Here is a 25,514-nt window from a genome sequence, read left to right on the forward strand (position 1 = left end):
CACCGGCTTTCGTCGCGATCGGGCCTGCGGGTTCGGGAAAGTCGTATGTCGCCCGGGAACTCGCTCACAAGCTCCGCGCGGTCTACTTGGACAAGGACTCCGTAGCCGGCGAGCTCGTGGACGCAGCACTCGAACTGGCCGGACGGCAGGCCGGAGGCCGTGAAGACGACCCGACCTACATCGAACGGCTCATGCCAGCCGAATACGCAGCCCTGTTCGCCACCGCAGCAGACAACCTTCGACTAGGACTCCCCGTCGTCCTCGACGCGCCATTCGCGGCCTACCTCGGCGACCCGGACTTCTTGATCACCTCCGCCGACCGAGCCTCCTGGCCCACGGGGACACCCCTCGTCGTGGTCGAGGTACGGACCTCCGCCGAGACCGTCCGAGCGCGCCTCATTCAACGAGCTTTACCGCGCGACCAGGCCAAGCTCGCCGACTGGCCCGCCTTCTGGCAACGACTAGGCACCCAAGACTGCGCCTGGTCCGGCGCTCAACACGTCGTCGTCGACAACGACGACGAACCCGACCTCGACGCCGTTGTGGGGCTCACGGACGATGCCGGGCGCGCGCGACCGCACACCTTGTAACGCAGTGGAACGCCACACAGGCTTCGGGAAAGATCCAAATACCCGATGCGATTGATCGAAGCGAGCTCAGAAAGATGACCGAGCACTGGCCACTGCTGCTGGACCGGGGTGCCGTCCCGGTAGCGCTGCTGGATATCCTAGGCCGTTGTGTCCACGTCAACGAGGCACTGTGCCACGCACTCGGCAGGAGCCTCGTTGTCCGCTGCACCGTCGGCTCGATGACTTCCTCCGAAGCAACGATTCGACGCACGGTGCCAACGCCCAAGACTCCGCAGGGGCGGGCCGGTATGGCACCCTGACGCCACCAGAATGCGTCCTCCGGGCCTGTCCATGCGGTATTCCGACATCACCTACGCCGGCGACGCCGCACGCGGCGACACCGCGCTCGCTGATCTCCCAGACGGCACAAAGAGGACGGTGAGCGCGACGAAACGCTACCGGCACAAGAACAGCCACCCCGTCTGCGTGCTGACCAAAACGAGTGTCCTTTTCGGAACCAAGTGCTTTGCCGAGGCCACATTAGGGCGATACCGTCCGCAGGGCGTGTGCAAGGTTGATCTGAGGGCTGCGGCGGGTTTCTGAGCAGGCTGGACACGCGGCACGAGGGCGCGGCCTTGATGGGAGATCATCGGGGTGTCTAGTCCTTCATCAAGCGTGTCGGGTGGGTAGATCCGGCCTGAGATAAGGCAAAGGCCTTATCCTGCTTGGGTTTGCGACTCCAACGCATCCCAAGAGGAAAGGCCTTTGTGGTGAAGAAGATACCGCACGAGCAGAGTCGGCGGAACGCGGCACGCCGACGGCGCAAGGTGGCGGCCCGGCATGCACGTGCGGGACACTGGGGCGCGCAGTCCAAGCCGATGCTGCACTCGGGCACGGTGAGCTACGAGATCGGCGGGAACGTCGACGCCACGTGCTTCGGCGGGATCGCGGCGGTGCACCGACTGGTGACCAAGCTCGGTTTGGCCGAGCGGATCAACGACAGTCTGGCGTTGTTGAAGGTGCACCTGCCCTACCATGAGTCCGATCACGTGTTGAACCTCGCCTACAACGTGGCCTGCGGCGGCACCCGGCTGGAGGACATCGAGCGGCTGCGGCATGACACCGCCTACATGAACGCGCTGGGCGCGGACCTGATCGGCGGATCCGACCACGGCGGGGGACTTCTGCCGTCGGTTCGCCAAGGATGACGTGGTGGCGTTGATGGAGGCGATCAACGCGGTGCGCCCGCAGTTGTGGACGGGTCGGGGACGAGACCTACTGGGTCCGATCGCCTACCTCGACGTCGACGGCACGATCGTGCCCACCGGCGGGGAGCACAAGGCCGGGATGGACATTTCCTACAAGGGAATCTGGGGGTATGCGCCGCTGATCGTGTCGCTGGCCAACACCAAGGAAGTGCTGTATCTGGTCAACCGGCCCGGCAACGCGCCCAGCCATCAGGGCGCGGCGCAGTGGATCGACAAGGCGATCGAGTTGGTGGCCCCGCACGCCGAGCGGGTGTGCCTGCGCGGGGATACCGACTTCTCGTTGACCGCGCACTTCGACCGCTGGGCCGAGAAGGTTGACTTCGTCTTCGGCATGGACAACAACGCCGCGCTGCGCTCCCGCGCCGAAGCGCTCGACGAGGCCTGCTGAAGCCGGCTGCAGCGGCCCGCCGCCTACGAGCCGCGCACCGGAGGGACCCGTGCCCGCAGGGAGAACCACAAGCAGCGGATCGTCACCGAACGCGGGTATGTCAACCTCGAACTCAACCACGAGGACGTCGCCGAGTTCACCTACCAGCCCGGCAAATGCCGGCGGCCCTACCAAGTGGTCGCGGTGCGCAAGAACATCAGCAAAACCCGCGGCGAACAGGTCCTGTTCGACGAGATCCGCTACTTCTTCTACATCACCGCCCGCACCGACCTCACCGCCGCCGAGGTGGTGGCCTGCGCAGGCGACCGCTGCGATCAGGAAAACATCATCGGACAACTCAAATCCGGCATCCAAGCCCTGCGGGTACCGTTATACGACCTGATCTCCAACTGGGCCTACATGGTCATCGCCGCGCTCGCGTGGAACATCAAATCCTGGTTCGCGATGATGATGCACCGAAAACACCACCGGCGCGACTACATCCGCATGGAATTCCGCCGCTTCCTCCACCACATCATCCTCATCCCCGCCATGGTCATCCGCCACGCCCGCAGCATCACCATCCGGCTCATCGGCTACCAACCCAGCCTGGACCGACTCTTCAGCACCTGGAACACCATCGAACGCACCCGCTTCGGCTAACCCACCACCGGTTACCAGACTTCACACCCGACCACCGCGCACCCGCGGTGGCGACAACGCCTGCCCGAACCCGAAATCGGCGCCCAGCACCCACCCGAGCGCCACGACACCGGCCCATACGAGCCCCACAACGTCCCCCACCACTCATCGGCGTATCCCACGCTCACGCCAACGTGATCATTTCGGCTACCACCGCCCCACAGAGACCGACTCGCTTATTTGAGGGCTAGGTCGAACCCGACGAAGAGTGCGTCGAGGATCAAACGCGGACATGCTCTGCTCTGAAGGACGTTGAGGGTTCAGCGCGTTGGTGGCGCGCACCAGCTATTGGTTGCCGGACGCGGTGCTGATCTCGGTCGCGGCCCAGCTGGCAAGGAGCTGGAGTGACTCCGCAGAGGACGAGTCGGGTTGGGCTGTGTAGGCGGTGAGGGTGAGGCTGGTGTCGGTGGTGAGTTGCATGGCTTCGAAGTTGAGGGTGAGTTCGCCGACGACGGGGTGGCGGAAGCATTTGACGCCGGTGCGATGCAGGCGGACGTCGTGGGCGGCCCAGCGGGTGCGGAAGTCCTCGCTGCGGGTGGACAGTTCGCCGATGAGGTCGGACAGGCCCTTGTCGTGAGGGTCGCGGCCAGCTTCGGTGCGCAGGATCGCGACCGAGGTGTGGCAGGACTGGTCGTAGTCGGGGAAGAAGTCGTGGGCGGCGGGATCGAGGAAGCCGAAGCGGGCGAGGTTGGGTGGGGTGTGTTCGCTGGTGCGGGTGGGGCTGTCGAAGACTGGTGAGTACAGGGCGCGGGCGAGCGGGTTGGTGGCGAGGATGTCCAGGCGGCCGTTGCGGACGAACGCGGCGGTGGTGGTCATCGAGTCGAGGATTTGCTGCACGATCGGGCTGACCCGCTGCTGGGGACGACGCCGCTGGCCTGCGCGGGTGTGCGGGCGGCCGGCAGCGTTGGCGGCGCGGGCGAGGTCGAACAGGTAGACGCGTTCGGCCTCGTCGAGTTGGAGGGCGGCGGCGATGGCGTCGAGGACGCTGTCGGAGACGCCGGCGAGGTTGCCCTTCTCCAGGCGGGTGTAGTAGTCGGCGGACACGCCGGCGAGCATCGCGACCTCTTCGCGGCGCAGGCCCGGGACCCGGCGGTTGCCGCCGTAGATGGTCAGGCCGGCCTGTTCCGGGGTGATCTTGGCCCGGCGGGTGACCAGGAAGTCGCGGACGTCGGTGCTCTTGGCGCTCATGCCCTCCACGGTACGACCGGCCCTGGTCACGAGGGGGGTTCTGACAGAACCCGGAACGATGCGACCTCCCGCATACGTGCAGGTGAGCGTTCCATCGTGGTGTGACCACCTCGAACACCACCGGACCAGCACCCCAAGCCATCTCCCAGCCAGTGAACGACGCCGCGCCGGGCGCTGGCAGGGCTGCGGCGACGTTGCTGGCGGCGTTGCTGGGGTTCTTCGTGGTCACCCTGGACGCGGTCATCGTCAATGTCGCCCTGCCCGCGATGCGAGCTGAGCTGGGCGGCGGGATCACCGGGTTGCAGTGGGTGGTCGACGGCTACACGCTGACGTTCGCCGCGTTCCTGCTCTCGGCCGGGTCGTTGACCGACCGGATCGGGGCAAAACGGGCGTTCGGGTGGGGTGTGGGCCTGTTCGTGGCCGCCTCGGTGGCCTGCGGCCTCGCCCCGTCGCTGGGGCTGCTGGTGGTGTTCCGGCTGGTGCAGGGTGCCGCGGCCGCGGTGGTGATGCCCTCGTCGATGGCGCTGATCGGTCAGGCGTACCCCGATCCGGTGAAACGGGCTCGTGCGGTGGCGGTCTGGGCGATGGGCGGCGCGATCGCCTCCTCGGCCGGGCCGCTGACCGGCGGGCTGCTGACCCAGGTGAGCTGGCGGTGGATCTTCCTGGTCAACGTGCCCGTCGGTGTGGTGGCGCTGGTGCTGCTGGCTCGGGCGGAGCGGTCGGCGCGGCGGCGGGTGCCGTTCGACTGGGCCGGGCAGGCCACCGGGGCGGTCGCGATGGCCGCGCTGGTGTTCGGGGCGATCGAGGCCGGCCGGGCCGGGTTCACCGATCCCCAGGTGGTGGTGGCTTTCGGGCTCGCGGTCGTGGCACTGGTCGCGTTCGTGGTGCTCCAGGCTCGGGTGACGCATCCGATGGTGCCACCGGCCCTGTTCCGGACCCGGACGGTGGTGGCAGCGATGGTGATCGGGTTCGCGTTCATGGTCGGCTACTACGGCATGCCGTTCGTGATGAGCCTGCTTCTCCAGCACCAGGGCCTGTCGGCGCTGGGCACCGGCGTGGTGTTCCTGCCGATGATGCTGGTCGGGCTTGTGCTGACCCCGCTCGTGCCGCGGGTGGTCGAGCGCACCGGCGCCCGGCCGGTCGTGGCGACCGGTCTGATCCTGATGACGCTGGGCCTCGGGGCGGTCGCCCTGACCGCGGCCAGTGCACCCGTCTGGGTGACAGCGGCGCTGATGGTGCTGGTCGGCCTGGGCGGGCCCACGGTCATCCCACCGGTGATCGCGGTGCTGCTCGCCGCGGTCCCCAGCCACCAGGCCGGCACCGCGAGCGGGGTACTCAACACCAGCCGCCAGCTCGGCGGCGCGCTCGCCGTCGCCGTGTTCGGCGCATTACTGGCCGCGCCGGCGGGTATGGCCACCGGGATGAAGGTCAGCCTGCTGCTGGCCGCCGCCGTCGCCGCGGCAGCCGCGGTCACCGCGGTCGCGGGATTGCGCACCCGCCGCTAGAACGACATTCGAACAATGAGGACCTACAAAGGACAGTCCGGAAAGGACGGAATCGTGACCGACGAGAACACCGCTAAGGAGCCGTCCGGGGCGGCGAAGATGTTCGGCGAGTTCGCACCGGGGCTGGTGCATTTCACCGACGACGTGCTGTTCGGCGAGGTGTGGAAGCGCACCGAGCTCACGCCGAAGGAACGCAGCCTGGTCACCGTCGCCGCTCTGGCCACCAACGGCAACACCGAGCAGCTGGTCTACCACCTGGGCCTGGCCAAGGAGAACGGCAACACCGAGGCCGAGCTGATCGAAGCGCTCACTCACCTGGCCTTCTACGCGGGCTGGCCGCAGGCGATGGCGGCGCTGGCCGTGGCCAAGAAGGTCTTCCGCGGGTAGCCACCGGATGGAGAGGCAGGAGTTCGTGAACCCGACTTACGATTTCACCGGGCAGGTCGCCTTCGTCACCGGGGCCGGCTCGGGCATGGGCTTGGCCACCGCGCGGGCCTTTGCGCAAGCCGGCGCGGCAGTGACCCTGGCCGACGCGGACGCAGCAGCGCTGCAGGCCGCCGACCGCGAGCTGACCGATGCCGGACACGACGTGCTGGCGGTGCGTTGCGACGTGCGCGACGAGGACCAGGTCGCCGCTGCGGTGGCCGCGACGGTCGAGCGGTTCGGCCGCCTGGACGTGGCCTACAACAACGCGGGCATCCAGTCGCCGGTGACCGACGCCGCCGAGGAGACCGCGGAGATGTTCGACCGGGTCAACGGTGTCAACCTGCGCGGCATCTGGGCATGTATGAAACACGAACTGGCCCAGATGCGGGGCCAGGGCTCGGGTGCGATCGTCAACTGCTCCTCCCTCGGCGGTCTGGTCGGTCTCCCCGGCCGGGCGGCCTACCACGCCTCCAAGCACGGCGTCATCGGTCTCACGCGCAGCGCGGCCCTGGAGTACGCGCCGCGCGGGATCCGCATCAACGCCATCTGCCCCGGCACTATCGAAACCCCGATGGTCACGGCGATGTTCGACTCCGGCGACCTCGACCGCGCCCAGGCCGCCGCCGACCAGCCGATCGGACGGCTCGGCACCGCGGACGAGATGGCCGCGGCCGTGCTGTGGCTGTGCAGCCCCGGCGCGAGCTTCGTCGTCGGTGCCGTCCTCCCGGTCGACGGCGGCTACACCGCCCGCTGACCTGCAACCCATCAACCACGAGAAGGAGCACAACGCCATGCGCGGAGCTGTTATCCACGCCCCCGGCGACGTCCGGTTCGAGGACCGCGCCGACGCCGATGGGCCACGAGTACGTCGGCATAGTCGAGGAAGTCGGCAGCCAGGTGAGCACGATCAAGCCGGGTCAGTTCGTCATCGGCTCGTTCTTCGCCTCCGACAACACCTGCGAGATCTGCCAGGCCGGGTTCCAGACCTCCTGCGTGCACCGCGAGTTCGTCGGCGCCGGCGGCGCGCAGGCCGAGTACCTGCGGTCCCGCTCGCCGACGGCACCCTCGTCGCCACCCCCGACCTGCCCTCCGACGACCTGGTGCCGAGCCTGCTCGCCGCCTCCGACGTGCTGGGCACCGGCTGGTTCGGCGCCGTCGCCGCCGACGTGCAACCCGCCAAGACAGTAGCCGTGGTCGGCGACGGCGCTGTCGGCCTGCTCGCGGTGCTGGCCGCCAAGCAGCTGGGTGCGGAGCGGATCATCGCGATGAGCCGCCACGAACCACGCCAGAAGCTGGCCACCGAGTTCGGCGCCACCGACATCGTCACCGAACGCGGTGATGCCGGCGTGGCCGCGGTCAAAGAGCTGACCGGCGGCCTGGGCGCGCACAGCGTGATCGAAGCCGTTGGCACCCAGGAATCGATGATGCAGGCCATCCGGTCGGCCCGCCCCGGCGGCGCGGTCGGCTACGTCGGCGTCGCTCACGGCGTCACCCTTCCCGGCGAGGAACTGTTCTACTCCCACGCGCGGCTGCTCGTCGGCCCAGCGCCGGTGCGGCGGTTCCTGCCCGACCTCGTCGACCGCATCCAGACCGGCGCGATCGACCCCGGCAAGGTCTTCGACCTCGAACTGCCGCTCGACCAGGTCGCCGAAGGCTACAAAGCTATGGACGAACGCCGCGCCATCAAGACGCTCCTTCGCCCGTGACCTGCACGACCACGAGCACAGGGGGATAACCATGGTCCGGCGCCGGGGTGTGCGAGCACTGCTGGGTCCGGTCGTGCTGCCTCTCGTCCTGCTCACCGCCGCGTGCGATGGGCAGGACGAGGACACCCGGCCCAGCACGCCGTCCACCACCGAGTCGCCCACGTCCACGGAGAACCCCACGAACACCACCAGGAAAGCGTCCACCATGGATATCCGGCTCCGTGTCGGCGGCACCGAGGTCGAAGGCTCGCTCGACGACACTCCCACCGCCCGCGAGTTCGCCGCGCTCCTCCCGCTCGACCTCACCCTCGCCGACTTCCACGGCACCGAACGCATCGCCGACCTCCCGCGACGCCTCACCACCACCGAAGCCCCAGCCGGCACCGAGGCACACGCGGGCGACATCACCTACTACGCCCCCTGGGGCAACCTCGCACTGTTCTACCGCGACTTCCCGCACTCCGAACGCCTCATCCGCCTCGGCACCCTCGACCCCGCCGCCGTCGACCTGCTCGCCGACCTCCCACCGGATGCTCCGGCCACCATCGAGTCCATCTCGCCCAGCACCGACGGTTCCCCCTCGGGCCGCTGACAACCAACCATGACGAACACCCACTCATTGAGGAGAATCCCGTGGAACTTACCCCCGTCAACGACACCGCCAAGGCCCCCGCCGCCGCGTTCACCGGCGACGTCTACGTCACCCCGATCAAGACAGCGCAACCGCCGTCCCGGCTGATCGCCTCGCTGGTCCGGTTCACCCCCGGCGCCCGCACCAACTGGCACTCCCACGCCAACGGGCAGACCCTGCACGTCACCGAAGGCGTCGGCTACGTCGTCAACCGCGACGGCCAGGTCATCCGCATGCGCGCCGGCGACACCGTGTGGACCCCGCCCGGCGAGGAACACTGGCACGCCGGCACCAACACCACCTGCATGAGCCACATCGCCATGCTCGAAGGCACCCACGACGGCGACGGCACCACCTGGCTCGAACCCGTCACCGACGAGCAGTACGCCGCCACCCACCAACACCCCTGACACAGCGCCACCAGGAGCCGATGATGACCTGGACCACTCACGAACTGACCGTCGTCGACCACACCGACGAGCTGGAGATCGCGCCCCGGCGCGACGACGGAACCCTGCGCAGCCCGGTGCCGGTCTGGGTTGTTCGCGACGGCGACGACCTCTACGTGCGCTCCTGGCGAGGCCGCGCCGGCTCCTGGTACCGCGCCGCACAGGCCAGCCACGAGGGCCACATCCGATGCGGCAGCGTCGACAAGAACGTCACCTTCGTCGAGATCGCCGACACCGAACTCAACGACCGCGTCGACACCGCCTACCGCACCAAGTACAGCCGCTACAACGCCACCTACACCGACCCGATGGTCGCCGCACGGGACACCACGCTCAAACTCGTACCGCGCTGACCCATCCGACCGTCGGCCCGCGTCCGATCAGCCAGGAACGATCGGCATGCCGATGTTCACCGGGCCGATACGATTGTTGTTGCGCGCCAAGCGATCCAGCGATGCAAGTTTCTTGCGGGCGGCTTCCAGACTGACCTGAAGTGGGACCTACTCGCCCAGGAACACTGGGGCTCGAGCGGATTCGCCAATACCGACCTGGACCTGCTGTTGAAGCAGCACAGCATCACCGAGATCGTGCTCATCGGTATGCGGGTCAACACCTGCATCGACACCACCGCCCGCTTCGGCGCGGAACTCGGCTACCAGGTCACCCTGATCAAGGACGCCACAGCCGGATTCGACTGGTCCGAGATGCAGGCCACCCTGGAGACCAACGCGCCCACCTACGCCAACGCAATCCTGACCACAGAAGACTTCATCGCCGCGTTGCCCTCGTCCCACGCCTCCTGAATATCACCGTCACGTCAGGCTCCCGCATGGCGTCATGGAGGCTGAGCATCGCCGGCAGCGGCCGTGCTGATCAAACATCCGCTTCGGATTCGTTGGTGCTTTCGGCTTGCCGCTTCTCCTGGCGGTGCGCGTACGCGAGGCGCGTTCCGTAGAGGAGTGCGCTGGCGGCGAGCAGGCCGACGGTGATCAGGACCCAGCGGGTAAGGAAGGGCGCTTGGGTCTGTCCGGTTGCCGCGAGGTACGTCGTGGCGCCTTGCTGGATGATGCCGGGCAAGAACAGCAGGAGCAGCAGGCCGCTTGCCAAGACCGGGACTCGGATGTAGTTGACCGGTGATACCCGGGATCGGGTCGCGTTTCGCGACCTGACGTGCGCAACGCTTGTCAGCGCGCGGTCGGCGAGGGCGTAGACCGGGAACAGCACCAAGTCGTGCAAGATGATCGCGGCGGCGAACCAGACGGCGATGCGTATCAGCAGCGGCTCGGCCAGGAGTTGGAACACGACGTACCCGGTGAGCGCGAAGCAGCCCAGCAGAAGCACCAGATGCAGCGGACCGGCGCCGTAGAAGCGCATCCAGCGGGCAAGCAGACGAGGCATCTCAGCCTCCCCGGAATTCGATCGATCGCACCCATTTGGTGTTGTGCACACCGGGCAGCGCGGGGACGATGATCCGTGCCGGGTAACCGTGGTCGAGCGAGAGGTCGACTCCGTTGACCCGCAACGCAAGTAGCGAGTCGGGATCGGTGACCTGGTTGGTTTGCAGGGTCGCCTGGTTGAACGCCCCGGTTTCCTCCATTGAACGTACGTGCGCCCAGCGTGGCTGCGGCACGCCGACGAGCGCCGCTAGGTCCCGGAGCCGCACTCCGCTCCATTCCTGGACGGTGGACCACCCCTCCACGCACGCGATCGGCAATGTGACCGCGTGCTGCGGCAGTGAGAGCAAGCTCGCCCGGTCCAACGCCATAGGCCGTGGACCGTCGAGCGCTATTCGCCAGCCCTGACCGACATCTCCAGGGTTGATCGCGGCGGCAGCCGCCGTGCGGTTGATCTGGAAATCGTTCGGGCCCGGGCCGTAGGAACGACCGCGAGGCAACAGCAGAGCCGAGCCTCGGGTGATGCCACCGATCGATTGTCCGGCGGTCACCACGGCCACCAACAGCGCCCCGCCGCCCACCAGGACGAGCGCACCGCGCCGGCTGAGCGTGGCTTCGGCAGGCTCAGCGGCGACCAGGCCATCCTCATCTTGGGGCTCCGGGCGAGTCTGAGCGTGTGAAGTGCGCATCTCCGCCCGGAACGAACGCGACCGCAGCGCGCCGACCATTCGGGGCAGTTTCACGGCCACATGAACCACGAACGCCCCCAGGAACACCCACGCGCCGAGGTAATGTGCCGTGTAGAAGCTGAACCCGAAGACGTAGTCGTACTGGATGTTGAGCACGCCCGTGACGATCTCGAACAAGATCCCGCCGACGAGCAGCAGCAACGACAACCGTTCGACGACCTCTGCCACGGATCGGGCAGGAGGCCACGAGAACAATCTCGGCACCACCGACCAGAGCTTGGCCAGTACCACCGGAATTAGAATCAGCCCCAGGCCAACGTGCAGCCCTTGATTGAGGCGATAAAGCCACGACGGTCGGGTGGGCCAGTCGAAGTAGGGCAGGTGCAGCCAGCCCACGTTCGCGGGTATCGCCTGTCCGAACTGCGGTCCGTAGGCGATGTACGACAAAAGGCCCGTGACGATGACGATGGGCAGGCCCACTAGCAGCACGGCACCGAAGACAGAGGTAAGCCAGGGGCCGCGCAGCGGGCTTCGCCACAAGCGCGACTTCCCCAAACCAGGGGGGCGATGCCGGTCCAGAGCTCGCAACAGTCCAGCGGGAAACCCGTACGAAGGCTCAGAACCAGGCTCGCCGAGCTCCGCGGTGGGCTCCTCCCCCGGCGGCATGCTGGTTCGTTCAGGGCATATGCCGTCGCCGTGGTCAGTTTCGCGCGTCTCCTCGGAGGGAGTCGCGGCGGGAGCGGGCGGCGCAGCCTCTTCCGGGACGGGGGTCTCGCTCGGTTTCGCGCTGTTGCCTGCGCCCTGTGAAGGCTCGTCGGCAGAAGGTGTGGTCAAGGGTGCCACCCCCTTGATGTCGAAACCGCGGGCACACACCAAGTTCGCGATGGCGCCAGCGATGCGTGCACCTGCCCTTTGCCAGGGTAGGACGACGGTGCGGTACGCACGCGCTGAACTGAAACCATCACGGTCCTTGACCGGCACACTGGGGAAATGCAACTTGCCGGTGAAGGTGCTTTGTTGCCAGAACGCGAACCCTCGGGATTTTGGACAGGTCGCAGCTAGCTAACTCTCGACGAACGTGACCGTCTCGTTGAGCGGCGCCCGGCCCGTACGGGCGTGACTCACCGTGCCCGTGACGTCCTCGAACCCGATCGACATGCCACAGAAGAGGATGAGCCCGTCCGGGGGTGACAGGACTCCGCGACCGTCTCGCGAACCTGCGACCACGCCATCTGCGGGCAACTGTGCAGCCCTTCGGCGCGCAGTAGCACCATGACGCTCTGCAGATACATACCGACGTCGGCCCACTGGCGCCGGCCAAGGTCGCGGTCGATGTAGCAGAACAAGGCGGCGGGCGCGCCGAAACAGTTCCAGTTGGCGATGGCCGCCCGCTGGCGCGCCTCCCAGTCCTCGCGCGCAATGCCAAGTGCGCTGTAGCGCTCCTTGCCGAAGGCGGATCGGCGGTCGCCGTACGGGGACTTCAGCGCGGGCGGGTACATCTCGAACTCCCGCTCGTCCCAGGGGTCACCGTGGGCCACGCGCTCGACGGCGCGCGTCTTGAGCTCGGCCAGCAGCGCGCCGGTCAGCACGTAGATGTTCCACGGCTGGATGTTCGATCCGGACGGCGACCAAGCCGCGGCGGACAGCACATGCTCAAGCACCTCCCTCGACACAGGCTCGTCGGTGAATCCGCGCACCGCCCGTCGGCTCGTTACCGCTTCATAGACATCCAAGATCGCGTACCTCCCCAGTCGCTGGCTATGGCAGCCGAAAACGATCACAACGCACCTGCGCATCGACTGTGGTCTCGCCCCACCACGTTAAAGCCCTGCCAGGTCACGCGCCCTAGCCAGCACCTCGCGGACCATCGCGGGCGTGACCCGTGAAACCGAAACATTGAGGTGGCTCACTCGTTGGCCAGGGGTGCTTGCAGGTCGGCGGCCCGACACGGGGCGGCCGGCGGCGACGTCGGCGAGTCCTTCGAGGAGGTCCTGGATGGCCTCGGCGTCGGACAGTACTTCGATCGTCTCGCGCAACCGATCGAGCTCGCCGGAGGGGACCACGTCGGCGACATGCTCACCGTGGGCAATGACTGGAACGGTCTCGCCGTGCTCAGCGTGTCGCACGGCGTCGCTCCACGACGCCAGGGCTTCGTCTACAGCGTCGGTACACGCTCACTGGTGTTCGCTCATGGTCTCCATTCTGCTGCATCCTCGCGCCGATCAACCACCAGCAAGAGGGCTGGAGCATTGGGGGATGACGGGGCTGCGGATCACGCCTCGGACTGGGCTTGACCACGACCGACGACGAAAACGACGACCGCCACATTGCGCTGCCGGCCATCTACGATCGAGCAGATCCCACACCCGTCGACCTCGAATCCAGCATCACCGAAAACACAAGCTGAGAAAACCTGCTGCGAATCCTACAGCTAGGCCCTGATCAGATCAACATCGTGGCACAACACGCCGGCCTTCCACCACATGACCAACTCACCGAGAAGGAACGATCCACACGCGCGATCGCCAGGCGCCTCGCAATCCCCCAAACGACAGTCCACCAAGTACTGTGCGCGGTCCACGACCTGCTAGCCACGCCCGGCGGACGTCTTCACCACCTCATCGCCCGACTCTCCCCGGAGGACCGCGAGGGACTCGGCCTTGAACAATTCGCCAAGCTGTTGGGTCAACTCCCGTCCGACGCACTCCGCCTCCGCCTGTGCCCAAACTCGTGTCGGATCCCCTCCGCTCCGAGCACCACGACCTGCCCGCGAGCCACCGCAGCGGGCTCGTCGTCCGATACCGCTGTTCGCAGCCCGACTGCGAATGGGAGGGCTACGAGCGCCTGCCGGCAGCTCGCTTCGTGCTGAACAGCCTCAGCTGTCCCCACTGCGGCCAGCCGGCACCTGCCGCCGCCTGGCATCCCGGCAACATGAAGGGATGAGGGAAGAACGGCTCGGACGCAGTCGACCGAGCCGTCCGGGCGGCAAAATCGGTCGCGAAGAACGACCTCTTCCGCCTTGCGCGCCAGCCCTCTTCGTCGAGGCCAACACGGCCGTCACGCAGGGGGTGAGCGGCTGTCACGGGCCGCTCTCCCAGAGAGCGTGTGGGGCACGAGTCATGACGCCGCGCCCCAGACAGCGCACTGCTCATCGTAGGTGGACCCAGGCCTGCACGGGCAGGTGGTCGCTGGGGCGCAGGTTGTTCTTGGTGAAGATATTGGTCTCCGTGTGATCGGTCGTGACCATAGGGTCGGAGAGGATCCAGTCGATGCGGTCGCCGTTCGGCACGAGTGGTTTATTGTGATGGCCGCAGTGCGTGCCGTATTCGTTGGCCCGCGTGGCAGCGGTGTCCCAGGTGTCGACGAGTCCGCCACGGTTGAGCAGCCTGGTGTAGACCGGATTCTTGTGCGCGACGGAGTTGAAGTCACCGGTCACGAGAAATGGCCTGGAGGGGGGACGCTTGGAGATCCAGTCACCGATGAGAGCGGCACTCTTCAGGCGTACATCTTGGCTTTGGGGTCCGTTGTCGAAGTGGGTGTTGAGCACGTAGAATTCTCGTCCCCCGTCTTGCTTGTCCTTGAAGAGGATCCAAGTGGCCGTACGGACGTGCTGGCCGCCCCACGTGTTCGAGCCGACCGTGTTGGGTTTGCCCGAGAGCCAAAACGTGTTGTGATCGACGACCTGCAGACGGCGGACGTCGTAGAAGATCGCATTGATCGTACCGTTACGGCCACCCCTACTACCCTCGCCGAGCCAGCGGTAATTCTCTCCAAGGTCACGGCCGACATGGCTCACCTGCGTGTAGGTGGCGCCTTCCTGAGCGCCCACAATATGTGGCTGTGCCTGCCGTAACATCGCCTTCGCCACCGGCCTGCGCTTCCGCCACTTTGGCCCCTTGGTACCCTGACCTTCAAGGTTGTACGTCACAATCTGCAGTTGAGGGCTCTGGCTCTCGACTCCCAATGCGGACGGCGCAGGCAGAGCTGCACTCACAAGAGGCGCTGCGATGGCCGCACCTAACGCGGCCTTCAGACCAGCACGTCGGGTAAATCGATACTTGTTTAACACGAAAAGGCTCCCTCAACGGGCAGAGCATCCCTACTAGCGGCGATGCAACGGATGCCAAACTTATTCATAGTACGCCATGAGCGCCCAGGCCGTGATGTTGTATGACCCATTCGGCGCACAGCACATTCGGATGCCAGGTTCGATCGCTCCCTTACCGACCTTCGTGATCTAGGATGACGGCCGTGTGTGATCACAGCTGGCTGTGTCGGTGATCAAGCAGGGTGTAGTGGTGCGGCGGGATCGGGCCGCGATGGAGTCGGTGCGGATGGCCGCCGCCGAGTTGTTCGAGCGGGGCTTCCCGCAGGCCGAGGTCGCGCGGTTGCTGGAGACCTCGCGGCAGAATGTCCATCGTTGGCACGAGAAATGGCAGCGTGGTGGCCGCGAGGCACTGGTCAGCGCGGGTCCACCCGGGCTGGCACCGGAGATCGACGACGAGGAGCTCTAACGCGTTCGGCATGCCTTACTGGCGGGTGCGCGCTCGCATGGATTCGACCAAGATCTCTGGACTCTGCAACGGATTGCCACGGTGATCGAACGCATCACCGGAGTGCGGCATCACCCGGGCCATGTGTGATACATCCTGCGGGACCGGCTCGGCTGGAGCGCGCAGCGCCCGGCCCGACGCGCCCGCGAGCGTGACGAGGACGGGATCGCCACCTGGATCGCCGAAGACTGGCCCAGGATCAAAAAAACGCCGCCGCACGCGGAGCGTGGATTTCTTCTTCGACGAGTCCGGGCTGTCGCTGACACCGACCGTGCGCCGCAGCTGGGCATCCATCGGGCAAACCCCGGCGCTGGAACACCGATTCAACTGGAAACGCGCCTCTATGGCCGCCGCGCTGTGCTACCCACCCAGCCCTGATGATCGCCGCAAACCCGAGGTGGCCTTCCACGTCCAACCCGACGCCTACAACACCGAAACACTCATCGGCGTCCTCACTGAGCTGCGCGCCTTTCTCGCACCCGACCCGGTCACGCTGGTCTGGGACGGGCTTCCCGCCCGCCGCAGCAGGGCCATGATTGATTTCCTTGCCACGCAAGCTGATTGGCTCACCGTCGAGCGACTGCCCGGCTACGCCCCCGACCTCAACCCCGTAGAAGCACTCTGGTCCAGCGTCAAGGGCGTCGAACTGGCCGACCTCTGCCCCGACACCATCGACGAAGCCATCACACTCGCCCAGCGCGGCATCGACCGCATCCGCACGAGCAATGCTGGAGACCTGTGGATCGGCTGGGAAGGGGCGTACCTTCCCAGTGATCGGATGCAAGGTTCCAAGCATGGCCGACGTTGGCGCGTCGGTCGGGAAGGTACGACCCGATGCCCAGCGTAGTCCCTGGCCCCGAGCCCCGTAGCGATGCCCCAGCCTCGGGTTCGGCATCGTTGATCGATGAGATCGTCCGTGAGGGCGCCCGGCGGATGCTGGCCGAGGCGTTGCAGGCCGAGGTAGATGCCTTCATCGCGCAGTTCGCCGACGCCCGTGACGAGCATGGCCACCGCCTGGTCGTGCGTAATGGCTATCATCAGGCCCGCGAGGTCCTGACGTCTGCCGGCGCGGTCGAAGTCCAGGCGCCGCGGGTCAACGACAAGCGCACCGATCCGGACACCGGTGCGCGCCAGCGGTTTTCCTCGGCGATCCTGCCGCCATGGGCACGTAAGACCCCGAAGATCACCGAAGTGCTCCCGCTGCTGTACCTGCATGGGCTCTCCAGCGGGGACTTCGTGCCCGCACTGGGCCAATTTCTGGGCAGTAGCAAGGGGTTATCCGCCCCTGTGATCACGAAACTGACCGAGCAGTGGAGGACGGAGCACCGCGCGTTCACCGAACGCGATCTTTCCGAAATGGACTATGTGTATCTGTGGGCCGACGGCATCCATGTGAACATCCGCCTGGAAGAGCACAAACTCTGCCTGCTGGTGATGATCGGTGTCCGAGCCGACGGCCGCAAAGAACTCGTCGCACTGGCCGACGGCTACCGCGAATCGGTCGAATCGTGGGCTGATCTGCTGCGGGACTGCGCCCGCCGTGGGATGCGAGCGCCGGTGCTGGCCGTGGGGGACGGGGCACTGGGGTTCTGGGGCGCACTCCACGAGGTTTTCCCCGGCACCCGTGCGCAGCGCTGCTGGTTCCACAAGATCGGCAACGTGCTCGCCGCGCTGCCGAAATCAGCACATCCCGGCGCGAAGAAGGCCCTGGCCGAGATCTGGAACGCAGAAGACCGCCGGCACGCCCTGGACGCGGTGAAAGCGTTCGAGACCGCCTACGGGGCGAAGTTCCCCAAGGCCGTCGCCAAGATCACCGACGACGTCGACGAGCTACTGGCCTTCTATGACTTTCCCGCCCAGCACTGGGTTCATCTGCGTACTACCAACCCCATCGTTATCTTGAGTTCGGCGGATGATCATTGCTTTGGCCTGGGCGGTTGCGTCGTAGATGGTGTTGTCGACGCAACCGCCGGCGGTTGTCGGGGTGGGTTCAGCAGGGTCCGATCGTTACTGAAGTGCGATGCGGTTTGGCTGGAGGTGGGGGTGAATCGCCGGGGTCTCGCGAATGGGGTGATCGGCGGTGCTCACCGAGTGCACGGGCGAGTTGTCGGCGAAGCCGTTGGTTTTCTTCGGCGAGTTCGCGGTTTCGTTTGAGGGCGATGTCCAGTCGTGCCAGGGCAGATTCCTCCGAGGTGCGCTGACTTGCAGGAATCGGCGCTGCGGGAGCGCGCCGGGTTGCCTCCAGTAGGCGTTGGATTTCGGCCCGGATGTCGGGTTGGGCATAGAGCCAGGACCGGGACACCTCAGCTGCTGCGGCCACTGACTGGAAAGTGATCGGCGCGCCGGTGCGGTCGAGTTCGCGCGGTGCCTGGAGGGCCTTCGCTCGGGTCAATTCGCGGCGTCGCTGGGCCGCGGCGATGATCGGGGCGGTGTTGTCAGGACGCATCGGCTGACGTCTCCCTGCTGGTGTTGGCTTCGCCGTTCTCGAGGGTTGTGATGATCTTTGCGAGGTTGTCGGCGACCTGGCGATTCATCTCCACCATGCGGGTCTGGCCCCGCGCCTCGGCCGCGGTGATGATCTGCAACACCTGCTGCTGGTGGTGCCGGTGCTGGGGGAGGAACTCGGTGGTAGTGATGAACATCGGACAGGTTAGGCACGAGTTGGCATGCGGGCAGGTCTTGATCAGCGGCAGACTGCAGTAGCCGTTGGGCAAAGCCTGGGTGGCGCGGGAGATCCGCTGCTTGGCCCAGGACGCCTCGGCCAGCGGCCCGTCGGGGTCCAGGGTCACCGTCTCGCCGTTGGCGTTGACCTTGCGTGCGGCTTCCCAATGCCGGCGGATCGTCGTGTCCGACAGCCGGGCGTAGTGGCCTGTCATGAGGTGCGAGTCGTGATCGAGGATGCGGCGGACCACTTCCTGCGGCACGTCCCGGTTGATCAATCTGGTGCCCAGCGAGTGCCGCCACTGGTGGGGAGTGAGATGCACCGGGCGGCCGTGTTCGTCGCGGATGTCGCAGCGTTGCAGCCATCGGTGCAGGGCCTGCCGGTAGGTGGCGCTGTTGACAGGCTTGGAGCCGTCCGGATTGGTCAGGGGGCGGGGGAAGAGCACCGGGACACCGTCGGTCCAGCGGCCCAGGACGTGTTGCTGCTGCTCGCTGATCGACTGCTGGAGTTGTTCATCGATCGGGACCAGTGCCTCCCGGTTCATCTTGTGATTGTGGTAGCGCAGATAGGGTGCGCCCTCGGCATCTAGGACGACACAGTCAAACGGCAGCTTGAGCGCGTCGGAGACGCGCAAGCCACAGCGGATCAGGATGAGCGTGACCAGCCGGTAGGCCGGGTGGTCCCACTGGTCCAAATTGGACGGATGTTCTACCTGGACCATCACGTACTCGGCTACCGCGCGAGGCAGTTGTTCGCCGTGTTTCGGGTAGTCCTCGGGATAAAATGTCGCGGTCGTCGGCAGCGAGGAGTCCCAGCTGTGCTGGCGGATCGCGTTGAAGAACTGGTTGAGCAGCCCGACGTGGGTGCGATGCGCCGGTCGGCCGGTGAACTCGACGTGCAGGTCGGCCAGGTACCGCTCCAGGACCGGTCGATCCACGCTGGCCAGGCTGTCAATGCCGATCTCGTGGGTGGCAAGGAATTGTGCGAACCGCGTGATCGCGGTGACACACCGGGCCGCGGCGGTGCTGCCCAGTCCTGTACTCAACCGCCACCGCACCCACCGCTTGGCTAACTCCTTCAACCACGGCTGGGCAATGGCATTGAATCGCAGGCGAGCGGGAGACCCGCCTCCGGTGGGCCGCCCGAGGCGCCGCAACCGCCACACATCCCGCCGATACTCGGTGTCCCATCCGTGGTCCTCGGCTAGATCCTCCAGCTTGCGCACCCCGTAGATAACCAGGGTCCGCGGTCCCGCGTCCTTCGGCGCCGGGCGACCAAACGCGGTCCGTAAGGTCTCCTCGTCCCAGTCCAGCAGCGAGGCGACCGGCAGGCCCGCCAACAGCCGCACCATGCGAGCGACCGTGGTGACCTGGGTCCGGACCAGCCGCTCGTCGCGGCGGCATTGCAGCACATACTGCACCTCCAGCTTCAGCTGCGGGGCCAGCGCGGCAAGGCTGACCTTGCATTCGCAGGCGGGCACCACACTGCTGGTGGGACTGTCGCTCAACGGGCCGGCGACCTGCTGGTCTGTGGTGGCGATGAACCGCGCGAGATCGGGCTTGCCCTCCCTGCGCCACCACCGCTGATGATGCCCGGGACACAATCCCTGGCTGCGCGCTGTCCGGACGCATCCGGGCACTGCGCATGCCGGACCACCGAACACCGGATCGCGAGGATCGAAAACGACAAGGTCGCTGCGGAACTCCGGGCGCACCGCGGCCATCAACTTCTCCAGCAGCCCGGGAGAGGCCGTGGCTTGCCGCTGCGCCTTGGCAATTTCGCGATTCATGGCGTCACCTGCCGCGCGTCGGGCGGAAGGGTGGCGGTCAGCTTGATCCGGACATGGTTGAACGCCGCCTGCGTGGTCAGCAACACCGATCCGCCGCTGAAGGTGACCTCGTGGGGCTCGGCAAGCCGCAGGGCGGACCGCCAATGCTCGAATGTCGCGCGGAGCTGCTCAGCTGGCGCGGGTCCGTTCACCTGCCCCACCACGAGGCTGCCGGAGGGCGCCAGCGTCCACGCGATGATCGGCAGATGTGGGTGGGCATCCAGGATCGCGGCCAGTTCGCCAGCTGCGCGGCGCTGCCATCCTGCGCGCTGGGCGTGGGTGATCTCGAACAGGCTCACCAGCTCACCTCACGCCCGGTGAACCAACCTGCGTTCTCCAACGCCCGCCGCGCGTCCTCGGCGGTCAAATGCCCGTAAACGGACATCGTGGTGGTCACCGAGGAATGGCCCAAGACCTTGGACACGACCTCGATGGGCACGCCGTCCCGCAGCATCCTGGTCGCCGCCGAATGCCGGCACCAGTGCGGATCGAAGTCGATCCCGGTGCGTCGCCGCAGCCGTTTCACCAGCTCGTAGACCGCCGGGTAGGACAACGCCTGCCCCCGTGGTTCGGCGAAAAGGTTCACGAACACGTAGTCCGAGTCCACATCGCCGTATTCGCCGTGCAGATAGTCACCCCACAGCCGGATCAGCTCCGTGGAGACCGGGACGGCGCGTTGCTCGCGTGATTTGGATCGGGCGCCGTTGTCGTTGACCCGGGGCACGATCACGATCTCCCGTTCCGCGGCGGCGATATCGGCATGCCGCAGGCCCAACGCCTCCCCGATCCGGCAGCCGGAATCCCACAACAAGGACCAAAGGAAGCGATCTCGCAGCCGGTCACAAGCATCCACAATGGACTGCATCTCAGTGACTGTCAGGATCCGGGGCAGCTTCTTCGGTGCTTTCACCGTGATCATCCGGCTCGGTTGGGGTTTGTCCTTGCTGATGTGGTGCAAAAACGGCTTCCACCCGCCCCGCCGACCGGGCACCTGCCACGTGGTCAACAGCTCACCGACATCCACGCCATGCCGCGCCTGATACGCATAAAACGCCGCCAGCGCCGAAAGCTTCCGGTTGATCGTGGACCCAGCCACATGCGGCTGGAGCGAGGGCAGCACGGCCACCTGGCCATCACGGCCGGTCGGCGGCAGCCGCAGCCAGGCGACGTACTCACCAATGTCCTCCAGGCGCACCTCCCGCCAGTCCAGGCCCCGATGCTCCAGGAAGACCCAGTAGTCCTTCAAATCATGCGCATACGCCTTGACCGTGTTCGGTGACCGCTCGATATCGGTCAGATAGGCCAGATAACGCTCGATCGGCTCGACCGGGGCGTCGTCATCGCCCAGGACCGTCCACGACGGCACCCGCGAGGCGGGCATCGCCACCCGTTGCACCTGCACCTGCTCCTCCAACGTGATCGACATGCTGGACGAGCCCGGAGATAACCATGTCCACCACGCCGACCGCAGCCCACGACAAACCCGTGGCACACATGGAAGACACACGCACGGAAGCTCCAGATAACCATCGAATCCACGTTCGCGACCGTGCGGCACCGCAGCAAAGTCACCAAGGGACCAGGCTCTCGCGCGGCCGGGCTGGCGATGGCATTCAAGCTCATCGAAGCGGCACAGGCCCGCTGGCGCGCCGTCAACGCACCCCAACTCGTCGCGCTCGTGCGCGCAGGAGCACGCTTCGAGGGCGGCAAACTCGTCGAACGCCCCGACGACCACGCCCCACCCACCGCCGCCTAAACAATCTTGATCCACAGGTATTGACAATTCCTCCGGCACAAAGTCTGACGGTGCAGAACGTCGCCGACCGCCGTACCACTAGTGAAGCTGAATAGAGTTCACGTACATAGTTTTCCACCCAGTTGATCAAGATCTGAGGCTGTGCTCGAGTAGCGGGATCCATGCATCTGACGCATGGATCTTGGTCAAGATTCGTTTGATAGCGCAGGTCAGAGCTACTTACTCTCGGCTGTGTTCTGATCCGCCTCGGACGAAGGAGTCCGTGTAGTGAACAGGCGAAGCATCTATGTCGATGGCTTCTCGCATGAGAACCCGATTCCAGCGGCTTGCCAGCTCGGTGGCCTAGTCACCACCGGTGCCGTGCACGGCGGTGGCAGAGGAAGCGACCCGGGCGATTTCCCGGCGAGGTTCGGCGACCAGGTCGCCGCGATGTTCGACCGGGTCGCGGCGATTCTCGCCGCTGCCGGGGGATCGCTCGACGACGTACTCAAGTTTTCGGTCCGGATTTCGTCGCCGGAGGACCGGGACGAGCTGAACAGGCTGTGGTGCGCCTTGTTCCCCGATCCGTTCTCCCGGCCCGCTCGCCAGTTGAGTATCGGGACCACCCGCCCGCACATTCTTGTTCAGTGCGAGGTTCTCGCGCTGGTTGCGGGAGACGGAGGAGGGGATGCCTGACTACGCCCTGTTCGACGCGCAGCCGCGTGAACCTCAGTTGCCGTCTCCGCCTCTGGCGTGCGACAGCCAAGTGCACATCTTCGGCCATCCGGAACGGTTCCCCACCAAGCCAGATGCGGCCTATGTCGTATACCAGGCGACCGTGGAGGAAATGCTGCGCATGCACAAGACCCTCGGGATCGACCGCGGCGTCATCGTGCAGTCGACCGCCTACGGCACCGACCACGGTGCGCTGATCGAGGCTCTGCGGATCGCTGGGCCCGCCTACCGGGGCTGCGGTGTCGTCGACGACTCGGTCGACGACGAGCAGTTGGGAAGGATGCACGAGGCCGGCGTCCGCGGCGCGCGCTTCAACTTCCACCCGAAGTTGAAGAACGCCCTCCCCACGCCGGAGCAGGTGCGGCGGACCGCCGAGCGGGTGGTGCCGCTGGGATGGCACCTCAAGCTCCACATGAACGGCGTTGACCCGCGGGAGATCACCCCGCTGCTCGCAGATGTCGAGGCTGACGTCGTGGTCGACCACATGGGACCGTTGCAGTACCGCCACGGGCTCGATGACCCGCATTTCCGGCATGTGCTGGAACTTCTCGGGCGCGGCAACTGGTGGGTGATGCTGTCCAACGGCGACCGCCGGTCGGTCGCCGGGTACCCATGGGACGACGCGACGGCTTACGCGCGTGCCTACGTCGAGCGAGCGCCCGAGCGAATTCTGTGGGCCACCGACTGGCCCCATCCGCTGCATCCGGGACCGGTGCCGAACGACGGCGAATTGCTAGACTTGCTAGCTCGCTACGCGCCGGACCCGGCGCTCCGCCACCAGATCCTTGTCACCAACCCGCAGCGACTCTTCGGCTTTCCTGGCGGTGAGCACGATGAGCGAGCCTGACGTGGCTACGGCGCAGCTGCCGCGTTCCGACCGACTGACGCGGACACACCGGAAGGCCCTCAGCGCGGCCGTGCTGGGCTGGACCGTTGACATGTACGACCTGCTGGTGATCCTGCACGTCGCGTCCTACGTGTCGGCGGCCTTCTTCCCCGCCGAGGCCGGTTCGTTGGTCGGGCTCACCGCCACGTACGCCGCGTTCGCGGTCAGCCTCATCGTCCGCCCGCTCGGCGCACTGGCGTTCGGCTCGTTCGCCGATCGGACCGGGCGCAGGCCGGCGATGGTCCTGTCCGTTCTCGGCGCCGGCGTCTCGACAGCCCTCATGGGCGTGCTTCCGGGCGTGGCCTCGATCGGTGTAGCTGCACCGGTGCTGCTCGTCGCCCTGCGCATCGTGCAAGGGCTGTTCGTCGGAGGTATCACGGCCTCGACCCACACGCTCGCAACGGAGACGCTCCCCGAGCGCTGGCGTGGCATGGCGGCGGGACTGATCAAAGGTGGTGGCGCGAGCCTGGCCGTCGTGGTGATCAACCTGCAAGTCATCGTCGTCGTCGCAGTGCTGGGCCAGGCGGGGTTCGCGAACTGGGGCTGGCGCGTGCTCTTCGTCATCGCGCTGGCTGGCTCGCTGATCAACTATCTCGTCCTGCGCAGGGTCGAAGAGTCGCCCACGTGGCTCGCTCGCCACGTCGTACGCGCCTCCGCCGTGTCGCGCGTCCGGCCCGGCCGCGCGCTTTTCAGCCGTCGCTGGCGTGCCGTCACGCTGGCCAGCGCCACCATCGTGTTCACCGCCTCGGCCCCCTACTACCTCACCACCGGCATCCTGCCCACGGTCTACAAGCAGGTACTGATGATGTCGCAGGACTCCGCCAGCCTGTTCCTCATCGTCAACGTCGTCGGTTCCGCGGCGGTCGCCGTGGCGTGCGGGCACCTCAGCCAACGCGTGGGACGTAGGAAGGTCTTCCTCGTCTCCGGCGTGGCCAGCCTGGTGCTGATCCCAGCGATGTACTTCGTGATGTCGACCAGGCCCGCAGACTGGCTGCTCCTGGTGTGCGGCGCGGCCATGGTGATGGTCTCGGGAGCGATCAGCGCACCGCTGATCATCTTCGTCAACGAGCTCTTCCCCACGGAGATCAGGTCCACGGCGACCGCGTTCTCCTGGAACGTGGGTTACGGATTGAGCGGCATGCTGCCCACTGTGGTGACTGCGGTCAGTGTGAACGCCTCCGCGATCATCCCAACGCTGATCGTGATCAGCGTGGTCCTCTCCGTGATCTTTCTGGCCCTGGCACTACGAGCACGGGAGACGCGTGGTGCCCTCAACGAGATCTGACTGTAGGCACGAGCCAACCCTGGTCACGCGCCGCGAGCTGGAGTGTCTCGGCCAGGAACACCATAGGGGGCGCCGCGTCGTGCCGGTGAACGAGCCACACAGGCAGGTGCGCGAAGTCGTCCACGACCGGGACAAAGGCGATTCCCATGGGATGGGTCAGCCCCGCCGAAGCCGGAAGCAGGGCCACGGCGTTCTTCTGGCGCTGCAGAGCCATGATCCGGTTTCCAGGTACGGTGTTGCGCACCGTATGCGGTACGAATCCGGCGGCGTCGAAGACTTCATCGAGCAGCGCCTGGTACCCAGGTGCGAGTTCGGTGGGCGTGGTGACGAAGTGCTCGTCGCGCAATTCGGCCAGCCGCACCTCGTTCCGCCCGGACAGTGGGTGGGTGTCCGGCATGGCGACGACCAGCGACTCGTGTCGCATCAGCAGCGACGTCACTTCCGGATGATCCGGGTGGTAACGGAGGAATCCCCCGTCCCAGGCCCGGCGCACAACGCCGGCCAGCACGTCCGCCTCCCACAGTTCGACGGCCTCGATGGTGACGTCGGGCAGCGTCCGTTCGACCTGCCCGAGCAGCACCGGCAGCGCTTCGTAACCGACGCTGAGGGTGTAGGCGATCCGCATCGTGCCACGCGTGCCTTCGGCGGTCCGAACCGCACGCCCGATCGCCGCGTCGAGTCGGTGCAGCACATCGCCGACCTCAACGGCGAACTCCTGCCCCGCCGGGGTCAGACACACATTGCGACTGTCGCGGACGAACAACTGGACGCCAATCCGCCGCTCGAGCCGCTTGATCCGCTGACTGAGCGCGGGCTGCTCGATGTGCAGGCGCACGGCCGCACGCGCGAAGTGCAATTCCTCCGCCAGTACGACGAAAGACCGCAGCACCGCGACGTCCACGTCCATGCCGCGATCGTATAGACCCCCGCCACTTC

At 66.5% G+C, this 25,514-nt stretch carries 26 protein-coding genes and 4 pseudogenes; 19 read left to right on the forward strand and 11 right to left on the reverse strand.

The features are described 5' to 3' along the window. Window positions 1-17 precede the first annotated feature (17 nt). Entirely contained in the window at window positions 18-590 is a 573-nt protein-coding gene (locus DL519_RS12525; RefSeq protein ID WP_223840266.1) for an AAA family ATPase, read from the forward strand. Between the two features lie 749 nt (window positions 591-1,339). Further along, a pseudogene (locus tag DL519_RS46300) lies at window positions 1,340-2,867 on the forward strand (IS1380 family transposase). Window positions 2,868-3,191: 324 nt separating this feature from the next. Here DL519_RS46300 and DL519_RS12545 read toward each other — a convergent pair. Continuing rightward, entirely contained in the window at window positions 3,192-4,094 is a 903-nt protein-coding gene (locus tag DL519_RS12545; RefSeq protein WP_190814883.1) for a helix-turn-helix transcriptional regulator, read from the reverse strand. Between the two features lie 101 nt (window positions 4,095-4,195). Here DL519_RS12545 and DL519_RS12550 point away from each other — a divergent pair, with 101 nt between their 5' ends. From DL519_RS12550 to DL519_RS12585, 9 genes are all read left to right on the forward strand, one after another. After that, complete coding sequence (locus DL519_RS12550) at window positions 4,196-5,599, forward strand: MFS transporter (RefSeq protein WP_223838856.1); 1,404 nt, start codon at window positions 4,196-4,198, stop codon at window positions 5,597-5,599. A gap of 54 nt (window positions 5,600-5,653) precedes the next feature. Continuing rightward, entirely contained in the window at window positions 5,654-5,986 is a 333-nt protein-coding gene (locus tag DL519_RS12555) for a carboxymuconolactone decarboxylase family protein (RefSeq protein WP_223838858.1), read from the forward strand. 25 nt (window positions 5,987-6,011) lie between these two features. Then, window positions 6,012-6,779, forward strand: a complete 768-nt coding sequence (locus DL519_RS12560; protein WP_190814887.1) for a glucose 1-dehydrogenase — start codon at window positions 6,012-6,014, stop codon at window positions 6,777-6,779. Window positions 6,780-6,877: 98 nt separating this feature from the next. Beyond that, the gene (locus tag DL519_RS46305) at window positions 6,878-7,213 is read left to right on the forward strand and encodes an alcohol dehydrogenase catalytic domain-containing protein (protein ID WP_263399633.1); all 336 of its coding nucleotides are present in this window, start codon (window positions 6,878-6,880) and stop codon (window positions 7,211-7,213) included. A 77-nt stretch (window positions 7,214-7,290) separates the two neighbouring features. Beyond that, entirely contained in the window at window positions 7,291-7,731 is a 441-nt protein-coding gene (locus DL519_RS46310) for a zinc-binding dehydrogenase (RefSeq protein WP_263399803.1), read from the forward strand. 31 nt (window positions 7,732-7,762) lie between these two features. Then, entirely contained in the window at window positions 7,763-8,323 is a 561-nt protein-coding gene (locus DL519_RS12570; protein WP_223838870.1) for a cyclophilin-like fold protein, read from the forward strand. 41 nt (window positions 8,324-8,364) lie between these two features. After that, window positions 8,365-8,772 (forward strand): (R)-mandelonitrile lyase, encoded by a 408-nt coding sequence (locus DL519_RS12575; protein ID WP_190814889.1) that lies wholly within the window; start codon window positions 8,365-8,367, stop codon window positions 8,770-8,772. Between the two features lie 20 nt (window positions 8,773-8,792). Further along, the gene (locus tag DL519_RS12580; protein ID WP_190814891.1) at window positions 8,793-9,164 is read left to right on the forward strand and encodes a DUF2255 family protein; all 372 of its coding nucleotides are present in this window, start codon (window positions 8,793-8,795) and stop codon (window positions 9,162-9,164) included. A gap of 135 nt (window positions 9,165-9,299) precedes the next feature. Beyond that, window positions 9,300-9,614, forward strand: coding sequence for a cysteine hydrolase family protein (locus tag DL519_RS12585; RefSeq protein ID WP_223840268.1), 315 nt, complete (start codon window positions 9,300-9,302; stop codon window positions 9,612-9,614). 70 nt (window positions 9,615-9,684) lie between these two features. Here the strand turns inward: DL519_RS12585 and DL519_RS12590 are convergent, their stop codons facing one another. From DL519_RS12590 to DL519_RS12610, 5 genes and pseudogenes are all read right to left on the reverse strand, one after another. Then, window positions 9,685-10,209 carry a hypothetical protein gene (locus DL519_RS12590; RefSeq protein ID WP_190814893.1) on the reverse strand — a complete coding sequence of 175 codons (525 nt, stop codon included), beginning with the start codon at window positions 10,207-10,209 and terminating at the stop codon, window positions 9,685-9,687. A 1-nt stretch (window position 10,210) separates the two neighbouring features. Next, the gene (locus DL519_RS12595; protein ID WP_223838872.1) at window positions 10,211-11,434 is read right to left on the reverse strand and encodes a molybdopterin-dependent oxidoreductase; all 1,224 of its coding nucleotides are present in this window, start codon (window positions 11,432-11,434) and stop codon (window positions 10,211-10,213) included. Window positions 11,435-11,956: 522 nt separating this feature from the next. Beyond that, window positions 11,957-12,627: pseudogene (locus tag DL519_RS12600) on the reverse strand (nitroreductase). 87 nt (window positions 12,628-12,714) lie between these two features. Then, window positions 12,715-13,020 carry a hypothetical protein gene (locus DL519_RS12605; RefSeq protein ID WP_190814897.1) on the reverse strand — a complete coding sequence of 102 codons (306 nt, stop codon included), beginning with the start codon at window positions 13,018-13,020 and terminating at the stop codon, window positions 12,715-12,717. A 1,022-nt stretch (window positions 13,021-14,042) separates the two neighbouring features. Further along, entirely contained in the window at window positions 14,043-14,963 is a 921-nt protein-coding gene (locus DL519_RS12610; RefSeq protein ID WP_190814899.1) for an endonuclease/exonuclease/phosphatase family protein, read from the reverse strand. A gap of 208 nt (window positions 14,964-15,171) precedes the next feature. On the opposite strand from DL519_RS12610, the gene DL519_RS12615 reads away from it, so the two are divergent. The 4 genes and pseudogenes from DL519_RS12615 to DL519_RS12630 all read left to right on the forward strand — a co-directional run. After that, a complete protein-coding gene (locus DL519_RS12615; protein WP_223838874.1) occupies window positions 15,172-15,408 on the forward strand; it encodes a helix-turn-helix domain-containing protein in 237 nt (78 codons plus the stop codon). A gap of 135 nt (window positions 15,409-15,543) precedes the next feature. Then, on the forward strand, window positions 15,544-15,825 hold the full coding sequence (locus DL519_RS49910; RefSeq protein ID WP_223840269.1) for a winged helix-turn-helix domain-containing protein: 282 nt from the start codon (window positions 15,544-15,546) through the stop codon (window positions 15,823-15,825). After that, a complete protein-coding gene (locus DL519_RS12625; RefSeq protein ID WP_263399804.1) occupies window positions 15,719-16,294 on the forward strand; it encodes a transposase in 576 nt (191 codons plus the stop codon). The genes DL519_RS49910 and DL519_RS12625 overlap by 107 nt, the downstream gene beginning before the upstream one ends. Further along, window positions 16,282-17,340, forward strand: a pseudogene (locus DL519_RS12630) (IS256 family transposase); the annotation flags it as partial. The gene DL519_RS12625 and the pseudogene DL519_RS12630, both read left to right, overlap by 13 nt. 97 nt (window positions 17,341-17,437) lie before the next feature. Here the strand turns inward: DL519_RS12630 and DL519_RS46320 are convergent. From DL519_RS46320 to DL519_RS12645, 4 genes are read right to left on the reverse strand one after another with little or no spacing between them, the layout of a single operon-like run. After that, window positions 17,438-17,893, reverse strand: a complete 456-nt coding sequence (locus DL519_RS46320; protein ID WP_223838804.1) for a DUF6262 family protein — start codon at window positions 17,891-17,893, stop codon at window positions 17,438-17,440. Next, window positions 17,883-19,898, reverse strand: coding sequence for a tyrosine-type recombinase/integrase (locus DL519_RS12635; protein WP_223838625.1), 2,016 nt, complete (start codon window positions 19,896-19,898; stop codon window positions 17,883-17,885). Before DL519_RS12635 ends, DL519_RS46320 begins: the two co-directional genes overlap by 11 nt. Then, window positions 19,895-20,236: a hypothetical protein gene (locus DL519_RS12640; RefSeq protein ID WP_190813056.1), complete on the reverse strand. Its 342-nt coding sequence runs from the start codon at window positions 20,234-20,236 to the stop codon at window positions 19,895-19,897. The genes DL519_RS12635 and DL519_RS12640 overlap by 4 nt, the downstream gene beginning before the upstream one ends. Next, window positions 20,233-21,363 carry a site-specific integrase gene (locus tag DL519_RS12645; RefSeq protein WP_190814034.1) on the reverse strand — a complete coding sequence of 377 codons (1,131 nt, stop codon included), beginning with the start codon at window positions 21,361-21,363 and terminating at the stop codon, window positions 20,233-20,235. The genes DL519_RS12640 and DL519_RS12645 overlap by 4 nt, the downstream gene beginning before the upstream one ends. Before the next feature lie 102 nt (window positions 21,364-21,465). Here DL519_RS12645 and DL519_RS12650 point away from each other — a divergent pair. The 4 genes and pseudogenes from DL519_RS12650 to DL519_RS12665 form a co-directional block, all read left to right on the forward strand. After that, window positions 21,466-21,693, forward strand: a pseudogene (locus DL519_RS12650) (IS256 family transposase); the annotation flags it as partial. A gap of 267 nt (window positions 21,694-21,960) precedes the next feature. Further along, window positions 21,961-22,368: a RidA family protein gene (locus DL519_RS12655; protein ID WP_190814903.1), complete on the forward strand. Its 408-nt coding sequence runs from the start codon at window positions 21,961-21,963 to the stop codon at window positions 22,366-22,368. Next, window positions 22,361-23,254 carry an amidohydrolase family protein gene (locus DL519_RS12660; RefSeq protein ID WP_190814905.1) on the forward strand — a complete coding sequence of 298 codons (894 nt, stop codon included), beginning with the start codon at window positions 22,361-22,363 and terminating at the stop codon, window positions 23,252-23,254. Before DL519_RS12655 ends, DL519_RS12660 begins: the two co-directional genes overlap by 8 nt. Further along, window positions 23,241-24,578, forward strand: coding sequence for an MFS transporter (locus DL519_RS12665; protein ID WP_190814907.1), 1,338 nt, complete (start codon window positions 23,241-23,243; stop codon window positions 24,576-24,578). Before DL519_RS12660 ends, DL519_RS12665 begins: the two co-directional genes overlap by 14 nt. On the opposite strand, the gene DL519_RS12670 is transcribed toward DL519_RS12665, so the two are convergent. Further along, window positions 24,565-25,485: a LysR substrate-binding domain-containing protein gene (locus tag DL519_RS12670; protein WP_190814909.1), complete on the reverse strand. Its 921-nt coding sequence runs from the start codon at window positions 25,483-25,485 to the stop codon at window positions 24,565-24,567. The two genes, DL519_RS12665 and DL519_RS12670, sit on opposite strands and share 14 nt — an antisense overlap. Between the last annotated feature and the right edge of the window lie 29 nt (window positions 25,486-25,514).

Source organism: Saccharopolyspora pogona, assembly GCF_014697215.1.
GTDB classification, from domain to species: Bacteria; Actinomycetota; Actinomycetes; order Mycobacteriales; family Pseudonocardiaceae; genus Saccharopolyspora; species Saccharopolyspora hattusasensis.

Excerpts from the sequence above, each read along its gene's own strand:
- DL519_RS12635 (WP_223838625.1), bottom strand. The coding sequence starts at position 19,898 with ATGAATCGCGAAATTGCCAAGGCGCAGCGGCAAGCCACGGCCTCTCCC.
- DL519_RS12660 (WP_190814905.1), top strand. The coding sequence starts at position 22,361 with ATGCCTGACTACGCCCTGTTCGACGCGCAGCCGCGTGAACCTCAGTTG.
- DL519_RS12670 (WP_190814909.1), bottom strand. The coding sequence starts at position 25,485 with ATGGACGTGGACGTCGCGGTGCTGCGGTCTTTCGTCGTACTGGCGGAG.
- DL519_RS12545 (WP_190814883.1), bottom strand. The coding sequence starts at position 4,094 with ATGAGCGCCAAGAGCACCGACGTCCGCGACTTCCTGGTCACCCGCCGG.
- DL519_RS46310 (WP_263399803.1), top strand. The coding sequence starts at position 7,291 with ATGAGCCGCCACGAACCACGCCAGAAGCTGGCCACCGAGTTCGGCGCC.
- DL519_RS12665 (WP_190814907.1), top strand. The coding sequence starts at position 23,241 with ATGAGCGAGCCTGACGTGGCTACGGCGCAGCTGCCGCGTTCCGACCGA.
- DL519_RS12645 (WP_190814034.1), bottom strand. The coding sequence starts at position 21,363 with ATGTCGATCACGTTGGAGGAGCAGGTGCAGGTGCAACGGGTGGCGATG.
- DL519_RS12570 (WP_223838870.1), top strand. The coding sequence starts at position 7,763 with ATGGTCCGGCGCCGGGGTGTGCGAGCACTGCTGGGTCCGGTCGTGCTG.
- DL519_RS46305 (WP_263399633.1), top strand. The coding sequence starts at position 6,878 with ATGGGCCACGAGTACGTCGGCATAGTCGAGGAAGTCGGCAGCCAGGTG.
- DL519_RS12580 (WP_190814891.1), top strand. The coding sequence starts at position 8,793 with ATGATGACCTGGACCACTCACGAACTGACCGTCGTCGACCACACCGAC.
- DL519_RS12590 (WP_190814893.1), bottom strand. The coding sequence starts at position 10,209 with ATGCCTCGTCTGCTTGCCCGCTGGATGCGCTTCTACGGCGCCGGTCCG.
- DL519_RS46320 (WP_223838804.1), bottom strand. The coding sequence starts at position 17,893 with ATGCGTCCTGACAACACCGCCCCGATCATCGCCGCGGCCCAGCGACGC.